The sequence below is a fragment of the Halococcus salifodinae DSM 8989 genome (assembly GCF_000336935.1).
Classification (GTDB): domain Archaea; phylum Halobacteriota; class Halobacteria; order Halobacteriales; family Halococcaceae; genus Halococcus; species Halococcus salifodinae.
The window spans coordinates 127080-145661 of sequence record NZ_AOME01000013.1 but is presented as its reverse complement, the minus strand read 5'-3'; the positions used below and the strand labels follow the sequence as shown (position 1 = coordinate 145661).

The following is an 18582-nucleotide window of genomic DNA, read 5'->3' as shown; positions in this document are numbered from 1 at the left end:
TCGATCACCGACTCACCAGGTCAGCCCCTCGTAGGTGAGTCCCTCGCGCGGCTCGACGATCCGCCGGCCGTCGACCACTACTTGACTACTCATCTCGTCGAACGCGCCGTCGAGCGCTGCGAACTCGTCCCAGTCGGTGACCACGAGCGCGCCCGCAGCGTTCCGGAGCGCGTCGGCCGCCGAGTCGGCGTACTCGACCTCGGGGAACTTTTCGGCCATCGCGTCGGCAGCGACCGGATCGTAGGCCGCCACGTCCGCGCCGCGTTCGAGCAGCCCCGCGATGATCGGCGTCGCGCGCGACCCGCGGATGTCGTCGGTGCCTGGCTTGAACGCCAATCCGAGCACCGCGATCCGCTGTCCTTCAGGTGCGACGTGGCGTTCGAGCAGTTCGAGCATCCGCTCGGGCTGGCGGTCGTTGACGTCGACGATCGCGTCGAGCAGCGTCGGCTCGTATCCCACCGAGCGCGCGGCGGCCCGGAGCGCGTCGGTGTCCTTCGGGAAGCACGACCCGCCCCAGCCCACACCCGAGCGGAGGAACCGTTCGCCGATCCGGTCGTCGAGCCCGATCGCGTCGGCGACCTCGTACGAGTCGACACCGAACTCCTTGCAGACGTTGCCGAGCTCGTTGATGAGGCTGATCTTCCCCGCGAGGAACACGTTGTTCGCGTACTTCACCATCGCGGCCTCGCGCCGCCCGGTCTCGACGATCGGCACGTCATCATCGTTTGCGGCGACCAGCGGCTCGTACACCCCGTGAAGTCGTTCGAGTGCGCGATCTCGCGGGCTTCGCCCGCTCGATCCATTCGCGGAGCGTTGCTCCGCGCGGTCCCCGTCCTCAGTGCCGAACACGAGCTTGTCGGGTTCGAGGAAGTCCGTGACCGCCGACCCCTGGCTCTGAAACTCCGGATTGACCGCGACGCCGAACTCCTCGCCCGCACGCTTGCCCGAGGTCTCTTCGAGGATCGGGACGAGACGCTCCTCGACCATCCCGGGGATCACGGTGCTCTTGACCACGACGAGATGGTAGCCCTCGGTCGCGGCGAGTTCCTCGCCGATGTCGCGCATGCCGGCCTCGACCACCGAGAGATCGATGCTACCGTCCTCGCGGGTGGGTGTCTGGAGCGCGACGAACGTGACGTCGGTCTCGCGGAGAGCGGCGTGATCCGTGGTCGCGTGGAGCCGGTCACCCGAGTGAGTCGCGACGCGCTCGTCGAGGCCCGGCTCGTGGATCGGGGTTTCGCCGGCGTTCAGGGCATCGACGATGCCTTCGTCGATGTCGATTGCAACCACGCTGTGGCCGAGATCGGCGAGACAGGCTGCGACGCTCGTGCCGACGTAGCCGCTACCGACGACGCTGATGTTCATGCCGGCTCGTTCACCACCTCTCGCCTTGAGCGTTCGGATGGATGCCGATCCAGCCAGTACAACCCGTTCCAGAGCCGCGACCGAACCGATGGACAGATTTTTGCGACCCGGCGCTGGACGGGAGGACATGAAAGCTGTCGTACTGGCTGCCGGCGAGGGCACCCGTCTCCGGCCGCTCACCGAGGACAAGCCGAAGGGGATGGTCGAAATCGATGGGCAACCCATCCTCACGCACTGTTTCGAACAGCTCGTCGAGCTGGGCGCGAGCGAGCTCCTCGTGGTGGTTGGCTACCAAAAAGAGGTCATCATCAGCCACTACGGCGACGAGTTCGAGGGCGTTCCGATCACGTACGCCCACCAGCGCGAGCAGGCGGGGCTCGCCCACGCCCTCCTCACCGTCGAGGAGCATATCGACGACGACTTCATGCTCATCCTCGGCGACAACATCTTCGACGCGAACCTCACGGACGTCGTGGACCGCCAGCGCGAGGACCGCGCCGACGCGGCCTTCCTCGTCGAGGAGGTCCCGATGGAGGAGGCAGACAGATATGGCGTCTGTGACACCAACGACTACGGCGAAGTCACCGACGTCGTCGAAAAGCCCGAGAACCCGCCGACGAACCTCGTTCTCACCGGCTTTTATACGTTCACGCCAGCGATCTTCCACGCCTGCCATCTCGTCCAGCCCTCCGCGCGCGGCGAGTACGAGATCTCCGAGGCGGTCGACCTCCTGCTCCGCTCCGGACGGACCATCGACGCGGTCCGGATGGACGGCTGGCGGATCGATGTGGGCTATCCCGAAGACAGGGACGAAGCCGAACGACGCCTTCAGAAAAAACGTGGCGAGGCCGGTACTGAGACGGACGCGAATGCGGATGCGGACGCTGATTCCGGTTCGGAAACCGAGACGGCGGACGCGACCGGAAACGAGTAACGAATCGAACTACGCGGTGCGGAGCCGGTCGCGGATCGTTTCTTCGACGGTGTGTTCGGCCGACCATCCCAGAGCCGCTTCCGTGCGTGACGTGTCGACCGGGAACGAGTCCACGAGTGTCTCGCCCGACCGCGGATTCGGAATAATTTCGACATCGGCGTCGATGTCGCGCTCGTCGGCCGCAACGTCGGCGACTAGCTCGGCGAGCTCCTCGACGCTGGGGTCCTCGTCGCTCGCGAGTTCGTACTTCTCGACGCCGGTGTCGCCGCGGTCGAGCTGGCCGATCATTTTCTCGGCGCTGTCGACGTAGGCCCGCGCGACGTCCTCGACGTGGACGTAGTTGCGCGATTGGGTGCCCGGCTCGTACACGGTGAGCGTCTCGCCCGCGAGCGCGCGATCGAGGAAGAAGTTCGTCACCGTGCCCTTCGAGACCCGCTCGCCGTCGATCGTGTGATCGCCGTAGAGGTTGGCGATCATGAACTGGTGGGCCGGGAACGCTCCCTCCGAAAAGGTCTCGATCGCGCGCTCGTTCAGGAGCTTGGTGCGGCCGTACCAGTTGAGCGGGTCCCGGGGATGGTCGACCGTGATCGGGAACTTCTGGGGATCGCCGATGACGCCCATGCTGAACGGGAAGATCAGTCCCGTCTCGTGTTTTCGGCAGAACCACGCCACGTTCTCGGTCCCCTGCACGTTGACCTCGTAGGCGAGATCCGGATGGTCCGCACAGTCGTCGACGCCGCTGAGTGCGGCGAGATGCATCACGATGTCCGCACCGGCGAGTGCGTCTTCGAGCCGGTCGCGGTCGCGGACGTCGAGGTGTTCGACCGCGACGTCGCCGACCTGGCGAACGTCGCCGAGATAGAAGTTGTCGAACGCCGTGATCTCCCACTCCGAGTGTGCGGCCTGAAGCTGCTTGACGACACAGCTTCCGATGTACCCCGCAGCGCCGGTGACGGCGACGGTCGTGGTTCCGTCCTCGCTCTCGCTGCCGGCTTCGGCGTCGCGACTCTCGCTCATCCTGCGAACCTCTCGGCGAGATCGCGAACACCCTCGCGGAGCGTGTGCTCGGGGGCGAACCCGGTCTCGTCGAGCCGATCGAAGTTCACGTGATAGGAGGGGCCGGGATGTTCGTCTTCGAGGTACGTCACGTCCACCGTATCGATTTCCTCGCTAATGAGTGTAGCGACGTCTTCCACTCTGTAGTTCTCGTCGTTCTTCCCTACGTTGTAGACGGGTTTCGACCACGCGTCCGGGCGGAGTACGGCATCGCGGTAGGCCCGTGCGGCGTCGTCGACGTGGATGAACGGCCGCCAGTTCGAGCCGTCGCCGTACACGGTGAGAGGCCGGCCGGTGAGCGCGCGGAAGACGAAGTGGTTCACCACGAGGTTGAACCGGATGCCCGGCGCGTCGCCGTACACCGTACTCAGCCGGATCGCCGTCCCGTCCATGTCGTACTCGGCCGTGTACTCGGCGAGGAGCTTCTCGGACTCGTACTTGGTCTCGGCGTAGGGGTTGATCGGATCGGGGTCGACCGTCTCGTCGATGTCGGTGCTCGTCGCCCGGCCGTAGATGTTACACGAGGAGGCCACGACGACCCGGTCGACGCCGATCTTCCCGGCCGCGGTGAGTACGTTTCGCGTGCCTTCGAGGTTGGTCGCGTAGGTCTCCTCGCGGCGGTCGTGGGTGCTGTCTGCGCCGGTGATCGCCGCGAGATGGACGATCCCGTCGACGTTTCTGACTGCGCTCTCGACGTCGCCGTACTCACGGACATCGCCCTGTCGGAAGTCGACAGCCTCGACACAGCCCATCAGGTTGCGTGGCGAGCCCGCCGAGAGATCGTCGAGCACGACGACCCGATCGATCCGGTCGTCCTCGCACAGCAGCGGGACGAGCGCGCTCCCGATGTATCCGCACCCGCCGGTGACGAGGAGATCCATCAGTCCTCCCGGTCTTCGAGCACGTCCGGTAGGAACCGATCCTCGTGGGACGTGATGACCTCCGCCTGCTCGGTCATCGCCCCGAGAACCTCGTCCATTCCGGTCTCGAAGTCCACCGACTGGCCGTCGATCAGTTCGTCGTACTTCTCCCGCTGGATCTCCATCTCGTGGGTCTCGTCCTCCTCGCGCGGGTTCTCGACGTGCTCGACTGTGACGTCGAGATCGTACTCCGCGCCGACGTCGGCGATGGTTTCGGCGATCTCGACGATACTGATCGCGCGCGTCGTCTGGTTGTAGACCGTGTGGTCCTCGGGCCGGTCGTCGGGATCACACAGCGCCAGCCGCGCGAGACCCTCCACCGTGTCCTCCAGGCTCACGAACGGCTTTCGCTGCTCGCCTTTCCCATAGACCGTCAGTGGGTAGCCCGCGACCGCCTGAGCCACGAAGCGGTGGGCGACCACCCCGAAGTAGTAATCGAAGTCGAGGCGGGTGGCGAGCCGGTCGTCCGCGCGGGTCTCGTCGGTGCCGGAGCCGTAGACGATCGCGGTCCGGACGTCGCTCACAGGAATGTCGAACTGAGAGTGGGCGAGCCGGAGGTTCGCCGCGTCGTGGCTCTTGGTGAGGTGGTACCACGAACCCGCCATCGCGGGGAACGGAACCTCGTCGCGGTCGCCGTCGTTCTCCATCGTCGCCCCGCCTTCCGGGATCGGGAACTCGGGCGCACCGTACACCCCCGTGGTGGTGGTCTCGACGAAGTGGGTGTCGTCGAGCCCCGCTTCGTGGAGCCCCCACACGAGGTTCCGGGTGGCCTGCATGTTGTTGTGCTGGGTCTCGTTCGCGTGCTCGCCGTTGATCTGTGAGTACGGCGCGGAGGGCTGGGCCGCGGTGTGGATCACCGCGTCGGGCTCGTGGACCGCGAGCAACTGGTCGACGAACGCTCGATCCGTGAGATCGCCCTCGACGAACGAGAGGTTCGTGAGACCCTGCTCCTCGGCGGCCGCGACACGCTCCTCGATCGAGGTGACCGGCGTGGCGCTTTTCGCGCCAACTGACGCGACCCACTCGCGGCGCGCACCGTTGTCCACGCCGAGTACGCGCTCGCCGGTCCGCTTCGCGATCCTGAGGGCCGTTGGCCAGCCAACGTAGCCGTCCGCTCCGGTGACGATGATCGACATTGGTTACTCAATTTCTGAGTAACTACTCCGCCGACAAAACGCTTTCCCCTCGGATTTGGGTGATGTTCACACGAACAGCCTGGTCGAAAAGTAGATCGTGGGTTCGATCGTGGTTCACGCCAGCCGATCGGCGATCCCCGCAGCGATGGGCAGCCGGGGGGATTCGCCCTGGTAGGCTTTGACCATGAGGTACGCCCACGCGACGAACCCCCCGACCGCGGCCACGAGCCAGACCAGACCGAGGACCAACGAGAACAGGCTCCCGACGAGGAACCCGCCAGTGGACCCGCTGAACGTCGCCACCGACACCACCGTCCCGAGGAACGTCAGCGCGGTGTACGCCACGAGAAGAACGCCGGTGAACGCGATGCTCTGGGCGGCGTGCCACCGCACGAACGGGTCCTCTCTTTCGATCAGATAGAAGATCAGTCCCGAGACCATTCCGAACAGGTACGACAGCGCGCCTGCGGTGTTGCTGTCGAGTCCCGTGTCGTTCTCCACGGCCGCTGTGGGCTCGTTCTCTACGTCGATGTCTTGTGTGCTGCTTGCCATTGGTTGCTCCGCTGTGTGATGGGTGTTCGTCCGCCGTACCAACGCCGGCGGGATCGCCGCCAACGGGTATGTTAAAGCGTGTCGTGGGGTTATACTCACCGACCGAGATCGTCTCACGACATGAGACGATCTCATCACGTGAGACCGTCTCACTCGATACGTACATTCCTGTACGCGTCCTCCGTCCGGGGGAGCCTCCGTGGCTCGGGAACACAACACATGGAACTCGATGCATTCGTGGACGCGCACCGACCGATCGAGTCCGGCGAGTCGTTCGAACTCGAGAACTCGAAACTGCTCGACGTCTCGCTCGATGGACGCGTACTGGGGAAAGCGGGATCGATGATCGGCTACACCGGCGACATCTCCTTCGAGCGGCAGTCGAGCGGCGGGCTGAAGGGGATGCTCAAAAAGCGGATGACCGGCGAAGGGGCCGTGATGATGGCGGCGTCGGGCACCGGCCACCTCTATCTCGCCGATCAGGGAAAGGAGGTTCAGCTCCTGGAGCTCGACGCCACCGACGAGATCAGCGTGAACGGCAACGACGTCCTCGCGTTCGAGGAGTCGGTGACCTGGGACATCAAGATGCTGAACTCCATCGCGGGGTCCTCCGCGGGCGGAATGTTCAACGTCTATCTGAAGGGCCCGGGTCACGTCGCGATCACCACTCACGGCAACCCGCTCGTGGTGCCGACGCCGGTCCGGACCGATCCCAACGCGACCGTGGCATGGAGCGCCAACGTCTCGCCCAGCGCGAACCACGATCTCTCCCTCAAGAGCTTCCTCGGACGCTCTTCGGGCGAGACCTTCCAGCTCGAGTTCGCGGGTCACGACGGGTTCGTGATCCTCCAACCGTACGAGGAGATCAACCCGGATCAGAGCGGCGGTGGCGAAGAGAGCGCCGGCACCGGTCAGGGGATCAGCGTCAACGACTTCTTCTGATCGACAGCGAGCATCCTTCGAGAAACCAGGCCAAGGACACTCACCGTTCCGACGACGCCGCTGCGAAGACAGCGTTCTCTCCGGTGACGCCGTTCTCGACCCTCGTCGCAGTAGGCCAAAAGACATAAGTTAGTGTCTACTAAACTCCTGATTGGAGGGAGCAAACAAAAACGCGCTGATTGGAACGATGGATGCATACCGCTGGAATGATCCTCTATGCATCTACACGACGGTCGAGTTCCGTTGCTGCACACAGGCCAGGTGAGTTCCTGTCCACTTTGGCCACTGGCATCGGTTGCTCACCCATGCCACTTTGAACGGCACTTACCCGTACTGCACTTACCCGTACTGTATTTACGAGACCCGCTTCCAGAACTGATCTTCCAGGGATCGAGATGCGTGATCGGGGATGTGATGCCCACCTTCGGCATCGCGGTCGTACCCACCGATCTCCGGAGAATTTGCAGAGGCTAACAAAAAATTCAGCATCAGATATCATGTTGTTTGCTACGATACACGAACGTCGGACATGAGATCCGTTACGTCGGTTCGATCCGTGATTCGAGAGGGATCGATCCTCGCCACGCCGGCGGTGGAGTTTCAGGCAACGATGCTCTCGGTACTGTTGGTCATCATCGCTCTGTACGTGCTGGCAGTGGTGTATGACTCGTACTACTCGCCCTGGCCCGGGGATACTGGCATCCCTTTTCCACGACCCGATCCGTGTCGATTTCACAGACGAGTCGCACTTAGACGCGCTACAACAACGATTTAGTAGCCAGACAACTAGGAGTCGATATGCCGAGCGCGAAGGCGGAGGATTACATCAAGGCGGTGTACCAGCTCCAAGACGGTGACGACCCGGTTGCCACGTCGGCCGTTGCCGATGCGCTTGGCGTCACAGCGCCGACGGTGACGGCGACGATGAAGCGGTTGCAAGAACAGGGTCTCGTCGAGCGCGAGGAGTACAAGGGCGTGCGACTGACCCCCGAGGGTGAGCTCGTCGCGCTCGAAACCATCCGCCATCACCGACTGCTCGAACTGTTTCTGACCGAGCATCTGGGGTACGACTGGACCGAAGTTCACGACGAGGCCGACCAGCTCGAACACCACATCAGCGAACGACTCGAAACCGAACTCGCGGCCGTCCTCGAAGATCCGAGCGCCGACCCGCACGGCGCGCCGATTCCGACCGAGGACCTCGAACCAACCGACGCCGACGACGATCCGCTCTCGGAGTACGACGAGGGCGAGACGGTGGTCGTCACACAGGTGGCCGACAGCGATTCGGCGGTGCTCGCCTACCTCGCCGACGCCGGCATCACGCCCGGCACCCGTCTCGAAATCACCGAGATCGCGCCGTTCGGGATGCTCACCGTCGCGTCCGACGACGCCGACGACACCGTCTCGCTCCCCACGGAAATCGCGACCGCCATCCGCGTTCGCGATACCGACTCCGAGCCGTCTGATAGCGAGATGACGCTGGCTGGGTGATCGTCGCTGTTTCACCGCGACCGACCGCTGTATCGACGGTTGAGAGCAGAGAATCCCGAGAGTGAACCCGAGCACGAACGCTGTCCAGACGGTTCCGGACAGGCTCCGCGTCCCGTCCCTCTCGGCCGACGAGTGATCGTGATGTACGACTGGCAGCGCCCATCGGAGCTTTCGTTCGACCGGCCATGACTTTTAGCCCAGTCTAATCTTGGAGTTAGGACGGAACCTTTATCCCCTTTGCATTTCCACAATCGTGTGAGATGAACGGCACACTTTGTGTTGACTCCCGACTCGATTCCGGCTTCGATGGCTGGAATCGCCGCGAGGGAGTGTCTGAACGATGATCGCCCTCCAACTCGGCCTGCCGGAAGGCCTCGGTATCCTCGTCGGCTCCTGGCGCGAAGCCTTCGTGCAGGTCTCGGCCTTCGTCGGCGCGACGATCCTCCTGTTCAGTCTCGTCCAGTATCGGTTCGACGGCCAACTCACCGAGTGGCTCAAAGAGAACGAACGCGCCCAACCCCTCACCGGCGCGTTGCTCGGACTCACCCCGGGCTGTGGCGGTGCCATCATCGCGATGCCGCTGTACATTCGCGGGACGGTTAGCTTCGGCACTGTCGTCGCAGCCCTTGCAGCGACCGCGGGCGACTCGGCGTTCATCATCCTCGCGCTCGCCCCCGAGGCAGCGTTGTACGCCTACGGGATGGCGTTCGTCGCAGCGGTCCTGTTCGGCTACGCCATCGACATCTTCGGGCTCGGCGTCGGCTACGTCGACAACGCGGTCGAGCGCATCGGTCGCCCGATGACCGACGGCGGGTTTTCGACGACGAGTGTCGCCCACGGTGGCCCGAGCATCGCCGACTACGACGGCCCCGACGGTCACGACCACGACCACGATCACGGCAGCGATATGCCGAGCTACCTGCCGAACTCCGGGCTGCTCGAACGCGCGAGTCACGCGATCCACGTTCTGTGGTGGATCGTCCTCGCGGGCGGACTGGTCGCCGGCGTGATGTACCTCGCCAAAGGCGCTCAAGAGCCCGCGTGGGAGCTCGCGGCCACGTACGACGGCCTGTTCACGATCGCTGGCCTCCTCGGCACCACGCTATCGTTTTACCTGTACTTCGTCGGCAAACACTACATCGGCGAAGGCGAGACCGGCCGCATCATGGATTCGTTCGACAGCCTGTACAAGACCTTCCAGCACTCCGCGATGGAGACCGCGATGGTGACCGTGTGGGTCGTCGCTGGCTACCTGCTCTACGAGTACGGGCTCCTGCTCACCGGACTGGATATCGCCGGACTCGCGGCAGCTGCGGGCATTCTCGCGCCGATCGCGGGCGCGGTGCTCGGCCTCATCCCCGGCTGTGCGGCCCACATCGTGTTCGCACAGCTGTACGCTCTCGAAGAAGCCATTCCGTTCTCGGCGCTCGTCGCGAACGCCATCAGTCAGGACGGCGACGCGCTGTTCCCGTTGATGGCGATCGACATGAAGGCCGCCATCATCGCGACCATCTACACGACGATCCCGGGCGTCATCGTCGGGGTCCTCGTCTACTACCTCTGGCCGTACGCCCAGTTCGGGTTCGGGGTACTCGGATGACGGTCGTTCCGATTCACAGCACCCGCAACGTACGACCAGCACGAACGGGACGCTCGGCGCGAACGGGATGCGTGAGGGGTGACTGACGTGTACGAACACATCCTCGTTCCGACGGACGGAAGCGATCCCGCAGCCGCTGCCCTCGGGCACGCGCTCGGGCTCGCCACCCAGAACGATGCGATCCTCCACGCCCTGTTCGTCATCGATACCGACAAGAGCTGGCTGACGGTCTCGCGAACCGAGGTCGACGACGCGATCAGAGACATCGGGCAGGAAACCAGCGAGCAAGTCCTCGGCGAGGTCGAAGCCGCGGCTGCGGATGCCGGCGCCGAACTCGTCACGGAGGTGCTGGAGGGGACGCCCGACGAACGGATACTCACGAGTGCCGCCGACGACGACGCCGATCTCATCGTGATGGGAACACACGGTCACTCGGGGCTCCAACGCCGTCTCCTCGGGAGCGTCACCGAACGGGTCATTCGAGGAGCCGATGTCCCCGTCATGGCGGTCAGCGTCGCCGACGAAGACACCGCCTGAAACGGCGTAGTTACTATCCCAACGGCGGCTTATTAACAAAAACTATTATTATAACCCGCTATTCTGGCAGCTAGTTTGATAAAAGTGCGGTTCGTAGCGTCGGTAATGGACTCGGGCGAAACGACCACGAAACTCTCCGTTCCGCGGATGGACTGTCCCTCGTGTGCGGGCAAAGTCGAGAACGCCCTCGATCGACTCGCCGGCGTCTCGTCGTACAAAACTCAGCCGACAACTGGCACGGTAGCCATCACCTACGACACGACGTCCGTCGAGAAGACGGATGTCGTAACTGCCATCGAGAGCGCCGGCTACGACGTCACCGACACCACGAGCGAAGGAACGACCGACGGCGGCGCGAACGACAGCATCTGGACGAGTCCGCGCGCGCTCAAAACGTGGATCAGTGGAGGATTTCTCGCGCTCGGCCTCCTCTTCGAGTTCGTCCTGGCAGCGCAGAACGCCGCGGTTGGAACGGTCCTCGGGAGTGAACTCTTCGTTGCCGATATTCTGTTCTTGATCGGCGTCGCGGTCGGGGGCCAGGAAATCCTCCGGAACGGCTACTACTCGGCGCGAAACCTGAACCTCGACATCGACTTCCTGATGTCGGTCGCCATCCTCGGGGCGCTGGTCGCGAGCCTCGCGTTCGGCGAGGCGCTCTACTTCGAGGCCGCGACGCTTGCGTTCCTGTTCAGCGTCGCCGAGCTGCTCGAACGCTCCTCGATGGACCAGGCCCGCAACTCGCTCCAGGAGCTCATGGATCTCTCGCCGAACGAGGCGACCGTCAAGCGAGACGACGGCGAGGAGACGGTCCCGGTCGAAGACGTCTCGGTGGGCGATGTCGTCGTGGTGCGACCGGGTGAGAAGATCCCGATGGACGGCGACGTCGTCGACGGCGATAGCGCGGTCAACCAGGCCCCGATCACTGGCGAGAGCGTCCCGGTCGACAAAACCACCGGTGACGAAGTCTACGCCGGCACGATCAACGAGGAGGGGTACCTCGAAATCCAGGTCACGTCTGCGGCCGCCGACAACACCCTCTCGCGCATCGTCGAGATGGTCGAGGACGCCCAGTCGAACAAGACCGAGCGCGAGCAGTTCGTCGAGCGATTTTCAGCGTGGTACACGCCCGTGGTCGTCGCCTTCGCCGTCCTCGTCACGCTGGGGAGCCCGTTCGTGCTCGGAACGGCGTGGTCGACCGCCGTCGTCTACGGACTGACGCTCCTCGTCCTTGCGTGTCCGTGTGCGTTCGTGATCTCGACGCCCGTCTCGGTCGTGTCGGGCATCACGAGCGCGGCCGACAACGGCGTGCTCATCAAGGGCGGCAACCACCTCGAAGCGATGGGTGCGGTCGACGTCGTCACGTTCGACAAGACCGGGACACTCACGAAGGGCGAACTCACCGTGACCGACGTCGTTCCGCTCCACGGGAACACCGAGGATGACGTCCTCCGGTGTGCACGGGGACTCGAAGCCCGAAGCGAGCACCCGATCGGCGAGGCGATCGTCGCCGAGGCCGGGAGCGCGGACGTCGCCGAGCGCGAGATCGACGACTTCGAGGCCATCACGGGCAAGGGCGTTCGGGCCGAGCTCGACGGCACGCCACACTTCGCCGGCAAGCCCGGCTTGTTCGACGACCTCGGTTTCGATCTCTCACACGTTCACGCCACGACCGATGGCGGAGTCGTCACCGAAACGACGCGCCAGCTCTGCGAACGGCACAACTGCCTCGATCTGCTGGAGGAGACGGTGCCCGAACTCCAGTCCGAAGGGAAAACCGTCGTGCTCGTCGGAACTGAAGACGAGATCGAGGGCGTCGTCGCCGTGGCGGACGAGGTGCGCCCCGAGGCCAAACGCACGATCGCCCGGCTGAAGGATCTCGGCGTGGAGCGCACGATGATGCTCACGGGCGACAACGACCGCACCGCGCGCGCGATCGCCGAACAGGTCGGTGTCGACGAGCACCGCGCGGAGCTGCTTCCGGACGAGAAAGTCGAAGCTATCGAGGAACTGGTCGAGGAGTACGATGGGGTTGCGATGGTCGGTGACGGAATCAACGACGCGCCGGCGCTCGCCACGGCGTCGGTCGGCATCGCGATGGGAGCCGCCGGAACCGATACGGCGCTCGAAACCGCGGACATCGCGTTGATGGGCGACGATCTCGCGAAACTCCCCTACCTCTACGAACTCGCGAACGACGCGAACGGCGTCATCCGCCAGAACATCGTCGGGAGCCTCCTCGTCAAGGCCGGGCTCGCGGTCGCGGTCCCGTTCGGCTACGTCCCGATCTGGTTGGCGGTGCTCGCTGGCGACGCCGGGATGACCGTCGGCGTGACCGGCAACGCGATGCGGCTCTCACGGATTCGGCCGGACCTCGCAACCGACACCGCCGAACGGAGCGAGTGACGCCGGCACTACCCGCTTCCGGACCGACGCTTCGTCTCGATCGTGGCCCTGGGCAGAAAGATGGCCACACCGTTGTCGAAAAAGTCAGTATCTTTTCGGGTGTGTCGATACCGCGGCGACGCTCTTCTGGAATCAGAACGAGAGATGCGAGGACGAACTCGGTTCGTCGTTGCCGACGCCGCCGTCGTGCAGATACGTGTAGTTGCCGTCGGTCAGGAACGCGCTCCCGTCGGCGACCGTGATCTCGACCGGCGGGAGCGTCGTCCCGGCGGCCTCCCCGTTGTCACACTCGCCGGAGCAGGCGTCGAACATCGAGCCGTGTTTCGGACAGATGATTGTCCCGTCGCGCATCGCTGCCCCCGTTCCGCGGTCGAGGCGCTGGTTCTCGTGGGTGCAGTTGTTGACCCAGCCCTGGATACCCGGCTCGTCGTCACAGCGGACGAGGATGAGTTCCTGCTCGTTGGTGAACGCATCCGCCGCCGTGAACAGGTAGGAACCGACGTCCGGCACGTCGGCGACGTCGGCGATGTGTGCTCCGTCGGGCATTGTCCGAGAGACGGGCTTTCGCTGTAAAGTTGTGGCGCTCAACGGTGACCGTCCGGTGAAGACGAGAGCGTTTACAGGAAGCGCAGCAGCGAGTGATTCGCCGCCACGAACCCGAGGAGGAGCGTCACTCCGTAGAACCCTGCCACCAGCGTGACGTGACTCCGACGGTGGTTCACGAGCCCGAACACGGGCGTCAGAACTATCGGATACCAGGGCGACCACTGCGTGAGAACGACCATCGACGTGATCGCCAGTGTTACTGTCGCCAGCACGATCGGATCCGACTCGTATCGATAGACGACCACGAGAACGAGCGCTCCACAGACGAGCGTGGCCGCGACGAGCGGCGTGATCCCAGCCGTCACTGCAATCGGGCTCGCGTTGAACTGTGGGGTTTCGCTCAGGTGTGTGAACCCGGGAATCGACAGCACGAACGACGCAACCGATGCACCACCGAGCACACCGGCGAGCCCCAATCGCCAGTCCACCGTCCAGTTTCGCGCCCGCACGTACCGGACGGTGACCACAACCGCCAGCGGACCGAGATACCAGAGCCGGTAATGCAACGAGAGTGCGGCGACGAGCGCCAGCATGGCAACGCCGTCCCGCCCCTGTCGGTACGCAAGAATCCCGTACAGCGCTACTGCGGCAGCGATCGGATCGAAAAAGCCGTTCAGTCCCCAGAACACGTAGAGGGGCGCAGCCACGAGGAGGACGCTCCCCACGAGGACGGGACGATAGCTCCCACGCAGCGTCCGGGCGAGCAGCCACGTCGCACCCACGCCGCCGAGCCCGAAAGTCACCACCATCGCGAGATTGACTACCGACGCGGGGAGTAGCCCGAGATTGTTCACCACACCGAACGGTAAGAACAGCAGTAACGACCCGAACGGGTAGAGATACGGGAGGGCAGCCCAGTTGACGAACGGCCGCAGCGCACCGAACTCCCACTGACCGATCGGTGTCGTGAAGACCTCCGGACCGATGTTGAGGAGCGCCCACGCGGCGTAGGCGTGATGCAGATGGTCGGTGTACAGCGAGTCGAGCGAGTAGGCGGGCGGCGAACCCAGAAAAACGGCGACGATACAGACAGCCACCGCGAGCCAGGCGCAGACGCGTTTGAGCGGGTCGGCGGCGAGAAACCATCGACGGAACAACCGGTCGAGCGACCGATAGGCGGTGGCGATCACGACGGTACTGCGGCGAGGAGTCACGTGAGGATTATGGCCGGATCGCCGGCGGCTCCCCTCGTCGGCGTATCCACGTGGTCCAGAAATGCCCGTTTGCGGCGTCGAGCGCGACTACACCCCGGGTAGGAGTCCGAGCTCTGTGTCGATCGGTGTTCGCGTTGCTTATCAACCACCGACTGAAGATCTAGACGGATGGGATCGCGACTCGACGCCCGATTGCTCCTCCCGATCGCGCTGTTTGCGTGCCTCGTTCACGCCGAGTCTCTCGACCTGTGGTTCGTGGCTACCGATACGTTGCCGCTCATCGAGACGAATCGAGTGTCGAATCCGGCAGCGATCGGCACGCTGTTCACGCAGCCGCTCATGGCCGGCTCGGATTTCGCTTCGATGGCGCTGTTCTATCGACCGGTAGCCAGCCTGACGTACGCGATCGATCACGCGCTCTGGGGGCTCGATCCCTTCGGATATCACCTCACGAACGTCGTTCTTCACGCCGTTGGGACCGTTCTCGTGGTGGTCACGATCACCGAAATAACCGACCGTCCCCGCGTCGGCTACCTGACGGGGCTGCTGTTCACCGTTCATCCCGTGACCGTCGAAGTCGTGCCCGTGATCGCCCGGCGGCAGGACATCCTCCTGGCGATCTTCGTGTTGGGAACGATCTCGCTGTTCGTGCGCTGGCATCGTCGGTGGCAGCGACACCGACGCCAGAACCGTGAGTGGACGCTCCGGCCGTATCGTCCGCTCATCGCCGCACTCGTCGCGTACACGCTGGCGCTCGGATCGAAGGAAACCGCACTCGTCGTGCCGGCTTTGCTGCTGGTCTGGGCTACTCTCCAGCAGGACGAGGGGCCCATGCAACGACTCCGCGCCGGTCTCACTGCGATGGGATCGTTCGCGGTGGTCACGCTTCTCTACGCCGCCGTCAGGGTGGCGGTTCTCGGCGGTCTCGGTGGCTACCACTCGCCGTTCGGGGGGTTGCCGTCCTACACGCTCGAAAACGTGTTGCTGACCGCTGGGAAATACGTCCTCTGGACCGTGCTGCCGGTTCAGTTCAACGCAGCGGGAACGGACGCGACGACTCTGTCGGTCGGTCTGGTCTTCGTCGGCGTGGTGGCGCTCGGCGTCGTCGGCTTCGTCGTGCTTGCCGGACGCGGCTGGTTCACCCGCGGGCGACACACCGTCTGGCGGACGATCACGGCGATCGGCTGTCTCGTCTCCTTGGCGGCGATCCCGTACGTCCTGGGGGTCGGCGCAGAGACGCCCACTCGTCTCGACCCGCCGGCACTCGTCGAGATCGTCGTCCCGATCCTGTTCGTTGGTGGGTGTGGTGCGGCGATCCTGACGGCGATGCTGAGCCGTGAGCCGCTCACCGCTGCCACGCGTCGACAGCTGCTCTTTTTCGGCTGCTGGTTCGTTGGTCCGCTCGCCGGTCTGCTTTTCGCCAAGCAGATCCTTCTCCAGCCGCTGTCGTTCGGGTTCGGAATTCGCAACGCGTACAGCGTCCTCGTCCCGGTGTTGGCCGGGTTCTCGCTGCTCGTGATTGGTTGTGTCAACCGATTCCACACCCATCTCGAACACACGCCCACGATCGGCGATCGTACGGGGAACCTCACAGCCGTGTCCGTGCTACTGGTGGTTCTCGTATCGATGGGTGCCGCCTCTCCGGCACTCTCCACAGACCGCGGCTGGGAAGCTGCGGGCGAGCTCAACCAGCGCTCGCTCGACGCGGTCAGCGACGACCTCGCGGACACACCGAACGCTACGGTCGTCTACCTCGTCGACTATCCGAACAAGTTCGACGCCCGAAACGCGTCCGGACGGAACGCCCACTCGGTGACTCCACTCCTGTCTTACTCGATCGAAGCCTGGCTCTCGCTCGATCGATCATCCCCGTCCACTCAGGTCCGTCTGGTCCGGCCACGAGCGGTCGAGTCGGTTCCACCGCAGCTATCGTCCGCAACCCAGGCCCGTGACGACGTCGTCGTCGTGCGTGTGACCGATGACGAACGCAGTTGACTGACGGACACAATTGACCGACGACCGCAGCCACCAGCCGTGTGCCGTGAGTGTTGACGCAGGACGATCGGCTGTGTCTGATGGACGCAATCGAAAGCCTACACCACGAGTCTGCAGGTCGGGCCAGACGACTGATCTCGACTGGGCGTGGTTCCGTGACGATCAGAGCCGGTACATCCCGAGGAAGGCGACGGCACCGACCGCACTCACCACCGCAACGAGCGGGAACGCAGCGCCGAGGCCGAACCGTTCGGCGGCGACGCCGAACAGCAGGGGCCCGATCGCGCCGCCGAGCGACCCCGCCGTCAACATCACCCCGAACAGACTCCCGCTGAACCCGCGTTCTGAGTACTGGGAGGTGATCGCGTTCATCGCGGGCAGGGCAGCCCACATCGCAACGCCGAGGAGGAAAAACCATCCGAACAGCACGATCGGCACCAACGGCACGACCGCGGTCGCACCCAGTACGATCGTCGAAGTCGCGAGCGCCCCGAAGCCGAGGGTTCGCCGATCCATGCTGTCGGCGAGGGAACCCGCGGCGAGCGAGGAGATCCCGGCACCGACGAGCATCCCGAAGAAGATCCCGTTGGCGACACCGGCGGTCGTGCCGGCGTGTTCGACGAGAAAGGACGTGACGAACGTCCGGACCGCGCCGAGTTCCGTGGCGATCGCGAGGTTGGCGAGAAACAACACTGCGACCCAGGGTTCGAGCGGCACCGAAACCAGCCCGGAGAGACCGGACCATCGATCCCCGGTGTTCTCGCTCGTCCGCGAGGCAGGGCTCTCGTCGGTCCCGCCGTCGGGTTCGACCGGGGCTGCGTCGTCGGAGCGGTGTCGGGGCCGGAACACGGCCAGAAACACCATCGCATAGACGACACCGACTGCCGCGCTGACCGTGAGCGCGAACCGCCAGTCGAACAGCGTTGCCAAGCCCCCGATGAGTGCCGGGGCGAGGGCGGTACCCACGACCCCGCCGAGTCCGTGGATTCCCATCGCCTTGCCTTCGGTAGCGCCGGTTTCGAGATCGCTGATGATCGACATGCCAGAGGGGTGGTAGGTGCTGCCCCCGATGCCGGCGATCACTTCGGCAGCGACGAGGGTCCAGTACCCCTGTGCGCTCGCTGCGACGAGGATGCCGGCCGCGAGCACGACCATGCCGCCGGCGAGGAGCCACCGCTGGCCGATCCGGTCCGCGAGCACGCCCGCGGGCAACTGAAAGATCGAGTACGTGGCGAAAAAGACGGTCAGCAACGCTCCAGCCTCGCCGTAGGAGATCGCGAAATCGTTCACCAACAGCGGCAGGATCGGCGGGAGCGCGACGCTGTAGAACTCGTTGACGGCGTGTGCCACCGTAATGAGCCACACCTCGCGCGGGTTCGACACCGAGACCAGGCGCGAGGTGAACGACCGCGACATGTGATTGCTCCTCCGTCGTATCCAATGAGCGTTGGCTTTCCGGGGCGGGTGGATCGAAGATTCGGCGGACGGCGGTGACCGGGACGCAGACCTCAACCCGCGCCAATAGTGTTAACGCCCCTCAATCGTATCGCTAGACGATGGAGCAGGGAACGGAGCGCGAACGGGAGGCGGTGCGGGAAGCCTGGGACGCGATCGCGGCACGGCGGGCCAGGACGGATGCCCTCCTGCTTGGCGGCGTGCTCGTCGGTAGTGGCCTCCTGATCGTTGCGTTCGCTCTGCTGGTGCCGCTGGAACTGTGCGTCCACGGTGCCGGGATCGATGGATCGATCTGTACGACCCAACAGCTCAGCCGCGAAGCCATGCTCCTCGCGCTGATCGTCGGGGGAATCATGACAGGCGGTGGTGGGCACCTGTTCTGGCAGAACCTTCATCACCCGAACTGACGTTTCGAACGGGTTCGGTAGGTGCG

15 protein-coding genes and 1 pseudogene are annotated in these 18582 nt (G+C 64.5%); 8 read left to right on the top strand and 8 right to left on the bottom strand.

Annotation, left to right across the window (positions count from 1 at the left end; all coding sequences use genetic code 11):
• Positions 1-12: 12 nt before the first annotated feature.
• The gene (gene aglM / locus C450_RS02040) at positions 13-1365 is read right to left on the bottom strand and encodes a UDP-glucose 6-dehydrogenase AglM (protein ID WP_005039386.1); all 1353 of its coding nucleotides are present in this window, start codon (positions 1363-1365) and stop codon (positions 13-15) included.
• Positions 1366-1492: 127 nt separating this feature from the next.
• Between aglM and aglF the strand changes: the two genes are divergently transcribed.
• Entirely contained in the window at positions 1493-2299 is an 807-nt protein-coding gene (gene aglF / locus C450_RS02035; protein ID WP_005039384.1) for a UTP--glucose-1-phosphate uridylyltransferase AglF, read from the top strand.
• A gap of 9 nt (positions 2300-2308) precedes the next feature.
• On the opposite strand, the gene C450_RS02030 is transcribed toward aglF, so the two are convergent.
• The 4 genes from C450_RS02030 to C450_RS02015 form a co-directional block, all read right to left on the bottom strand.
• Positions 2309-3316, bottom strand: a complete 1008-nt coding sequence (locus C450_RS02030) for an NAD-dependent epimerase/dehydratase family protein (protein ID WP_005039382.1) — start codon at positions 3314-3316, stop codon at positions 2309-2311.
• The gene (locus C450_RS02025) at positions 3313-4236 is read right to left on the bottom strand and encodes an NAD-dependent epimerase/dehydratase family protein (RefSeq protein WP_005039380.1); all 924 of its coding nucleotides are present in this window, start codon (positions 4234-4236) and stop codon (positions 3313-3315) included. Before C450_RS02025 ends, C450_RS02030 begins: the two co-directional genes overlap by 4 nt.
• A complete protein-coding gene (locus tag C450_RS02020) occupies positions 4236-5411 on the bottom strand; it encodes an NAD-dependent epimerase/dehydratase family protein (RefSeq protein WP_005039379.1) in 1176 nt (391 codons plus the stop codon). Before C450_RS02020 ends, C450_RS02025 begins: the two co-directional genes overlap by 1 nt.
• 114 nt (positions 5412-5525) lie before the next feature.
• Positions 5526-5963 (bottom strand): DUF4870 domain-containing protein, encoded by a 438-nt coding sequence (locus C450_RS02015; RefSeq protein WP_005039377.1) that lies wholly within the window; start codon positions 5961-5963, stop codon positions 5526-5528.
• Positions 5964-6182: 219 nt separating this feature from the next.
• On the opposite strand from C450_RS02015, the gene C450_RS02010 reads away from it, so the two are divergent.
• The 5 genes and pseudogenes from C450_RS02010 to C450_RS01990 all read left to right on the top strand — a co-directional run.
• Positions 6183-6905 carry an AIM24 family protein gene (locus C450_RS02010; RefSeq protein WP_005039376.1) on the top strand — a complete coding sequence of 241 codons (723 nt, stop codon included), beginning with the start codon at positions 6183-6185 and terminating at the stop codon, positions 6903-6905.
• 798 nt (positions 6906-7703) lie between these two features.
• Positions 7704-8399, top strand: coding sequence for a metal-dependent transcriptional regulator (locus C450_RS02005; protein WP_005039374.1), 696 nt, complete (start codon positions 7704-7706; stop codon positions 8397-8399).
• 340 nt (positions 8400-8739) lie between these two features.
• Entirely contained in the window at positions 8740-9999 is a 1260-nt protein-coding gene (locus C450_RS02000; protein ID WP_005039372.1) for a putative manganese transporter, read from the top strand.
• Between the two features lie 78 nt (positions 10000-10077).
• On the top strand, positions 10078-10536 hold the full coding sequence (locus C450_RS01995) for a universal stress protein (RefSeq protein WP_005039371.1): 459 nt from the start codon (positions 10078-10080) through the stop codon (positions 10534-10536).
• 99 nt (positions 10537-10635) lie between these two features.
• Positions 10636-12939: pseudogene (locus tag C450_RS01990) on the top strand (heavy metal translocating P-type ATPase); the annotation flags it as partial.
• A 132-nt stretch (positions 12940-13071) separates the two neighbouring features.
• Here the strand turns inward: C450_RS01990 and C450_RS01985 are convergent.
• The gene (locus tag C450_RS01985; RefSeq protein WP_005039367.1) at positions 13072-13485 is read right to left on the bottom strand and encodes a Rieske (2Fe-2S) protein; all 414 of its coding nucleotides are present in this window, start codon (positions 13483-13485) and stop codon (positions 13072-13074) included.
• 71 nt (positions 13486-13556) lie between these two features.
• Positions 13557-14675 carry a hypothetical protein gene (locus C450_RS01980; RefSeq protein WP_005039365.1) on the bottom strand — a complete coding sequence of 373 codons (1119 nt, stop codon included), beginning with the start codon at positions 14673-14675 and terminating at the stop codon, positions 13557-13559.
• 192 nt (positions 14676-14867) lie between these two features.
• On the opposite strand from C450_RS01980, the gene C450_RS01975 reads away from it, so the two are divergent.
• Positions 14868-16694 carry a hypothetical protein gene (locus C450_RS01975; RefSeq protein ID WP_005039363.1) on the top strand — a complete coding sequence of 609 codons (1827 nt, stop codon included), beginning with the start codon at positions 14868-14870 and terminating at the stop codon, positions 16692-16694.
• 162 nt (positions 16695-16856) lie between these two features.
• Here the strand turns inward: C450_RS01975 and C450_RS01970 are convergent, their stop codons facing one another.
• Complete coding sequence (locus C450_RS01970) at positions 16857-18110, bottom strand: MFS transporter (protein ID WP_005039361.1); 1254 nt, start codon at positions 18108-18110, stop codon at positions 16857-16859.
• 140 nt (positions 18111-18250) lie between these two features.
• Between C450_RS01970 and C450_RS01965 the strand changes: the two genes are divergently transcribed.
• Positions 18251-18556 carry a hypothetical protein gene (locus C450_RS01965; RefSeq protein WP_005039359.1) on the top strand — a complete coding sequence of 102 codons (306 nt, stop codon included), beginning with the start codon at positions 18251-18253 and terminating at the stop codon, positions 18554-18556.
• The last annotated feature ends 26 nt before the right edge of the window (positions 18557-18582 follow it).

What these genes read in the sequence shown, in the direction of transcription:
- C450_RS01985 (WP_005039367.1), bottom strand. Translation starts at nt 13,485, where the DNA reads ATGCCCGACGGAGCACACATCGCCGACGTCGCCGACGTGCCGGACGTC.
- C450_RS02005 (WP_005039374.1), top strand. Translation starts at nt 7,704, where the DNA reads ATGCCGAGCGCGAAGGCGGAGGATTACATCAAGGCGGTGTACCAGCTC.
- C450_RS02015 (WP_005039377.1), bottom strand. Translation starts at nt 5,963, where the DNA reads ATGGCAAGCAGCACACAAGACATCGACGTAGAGAACGAGCCCACAGCG.
- C450_RS02025 (WP_005039380.1), bottom strand. Translation starts at nt 4,236, where the DNA reads ATGGATCTCCTCGTCACCGGCGGGTGCGGATACATCGGGAGCGCGCTC.
- C450_RS02010 (WP_005039376.1), top strand. Translation starts at nt 6,183, where the DNA reads ATGGAACTCGATGCATTCGTGGACGCGCACCGACCGATCGAGTCCGGC.
- C450_RS01975 (WP_005039363.1), top strand. Translation starts at nt 14,868, where the DNA reads ATGGGATCGCGACTCGACGCCCGATTGCTCCTCCCGATCGCGCTGTTT.
- C450_RS01965 (WP_005039359.1), top strand. Translation starts at nt 18,251, where the DNA reads ATGGAGCAGGGAACGGAGCGCGAACGGGAGGCGGTGCGGGAAGCCTGG.
- aglM (WP_005039386.1), bottom strand. Translation starts at nt 1,365, where the DNA reads ATGAACATCAGCGTCGTCGGTAGCGGCTACGTCGGCACGAGCGTCGCA.
- C450_RS02030 (WP_005039382.1), bottom strand. Translation starts at nt 3,316, where the DNA reads ATGAGCGAGAGTCGCGACGCCGAAGCCGGCAGCGAGAGCGAGGACGGA.
- aglF (WP_005039384.1), top strand. Translation starts at nt 1,493, where the DNA reads ATGAAAGCTGTCGTACTGGCTGCCGGCGAGGGCACCCGTCTCCGGCCG.
- C450_RS02020 (WP_005039379.1), bottom strand. Translation starts at nt 5,411, where the DNA reads ATGTCGATCATCGTCACCGGAGCGGACGGCTACGTTGGCTGGCCAACG.
- C450_RS01970 (WP_005039361.1), bottom strand. Translation starts at nt 18,110, where the DNA reads ATGTCGCGGTCGTTCACCTCGCGCCTGGTCTCGGTGTCGAACCCGCGC.
- C450_RS02000 (WP_005039372.1), top strand. Translation starts at nt 8,740, where the DNA reads ATGATCGCCCTCCAACTCGGCCTGCCGGAAGGCCTCGGTATCCTCGTC.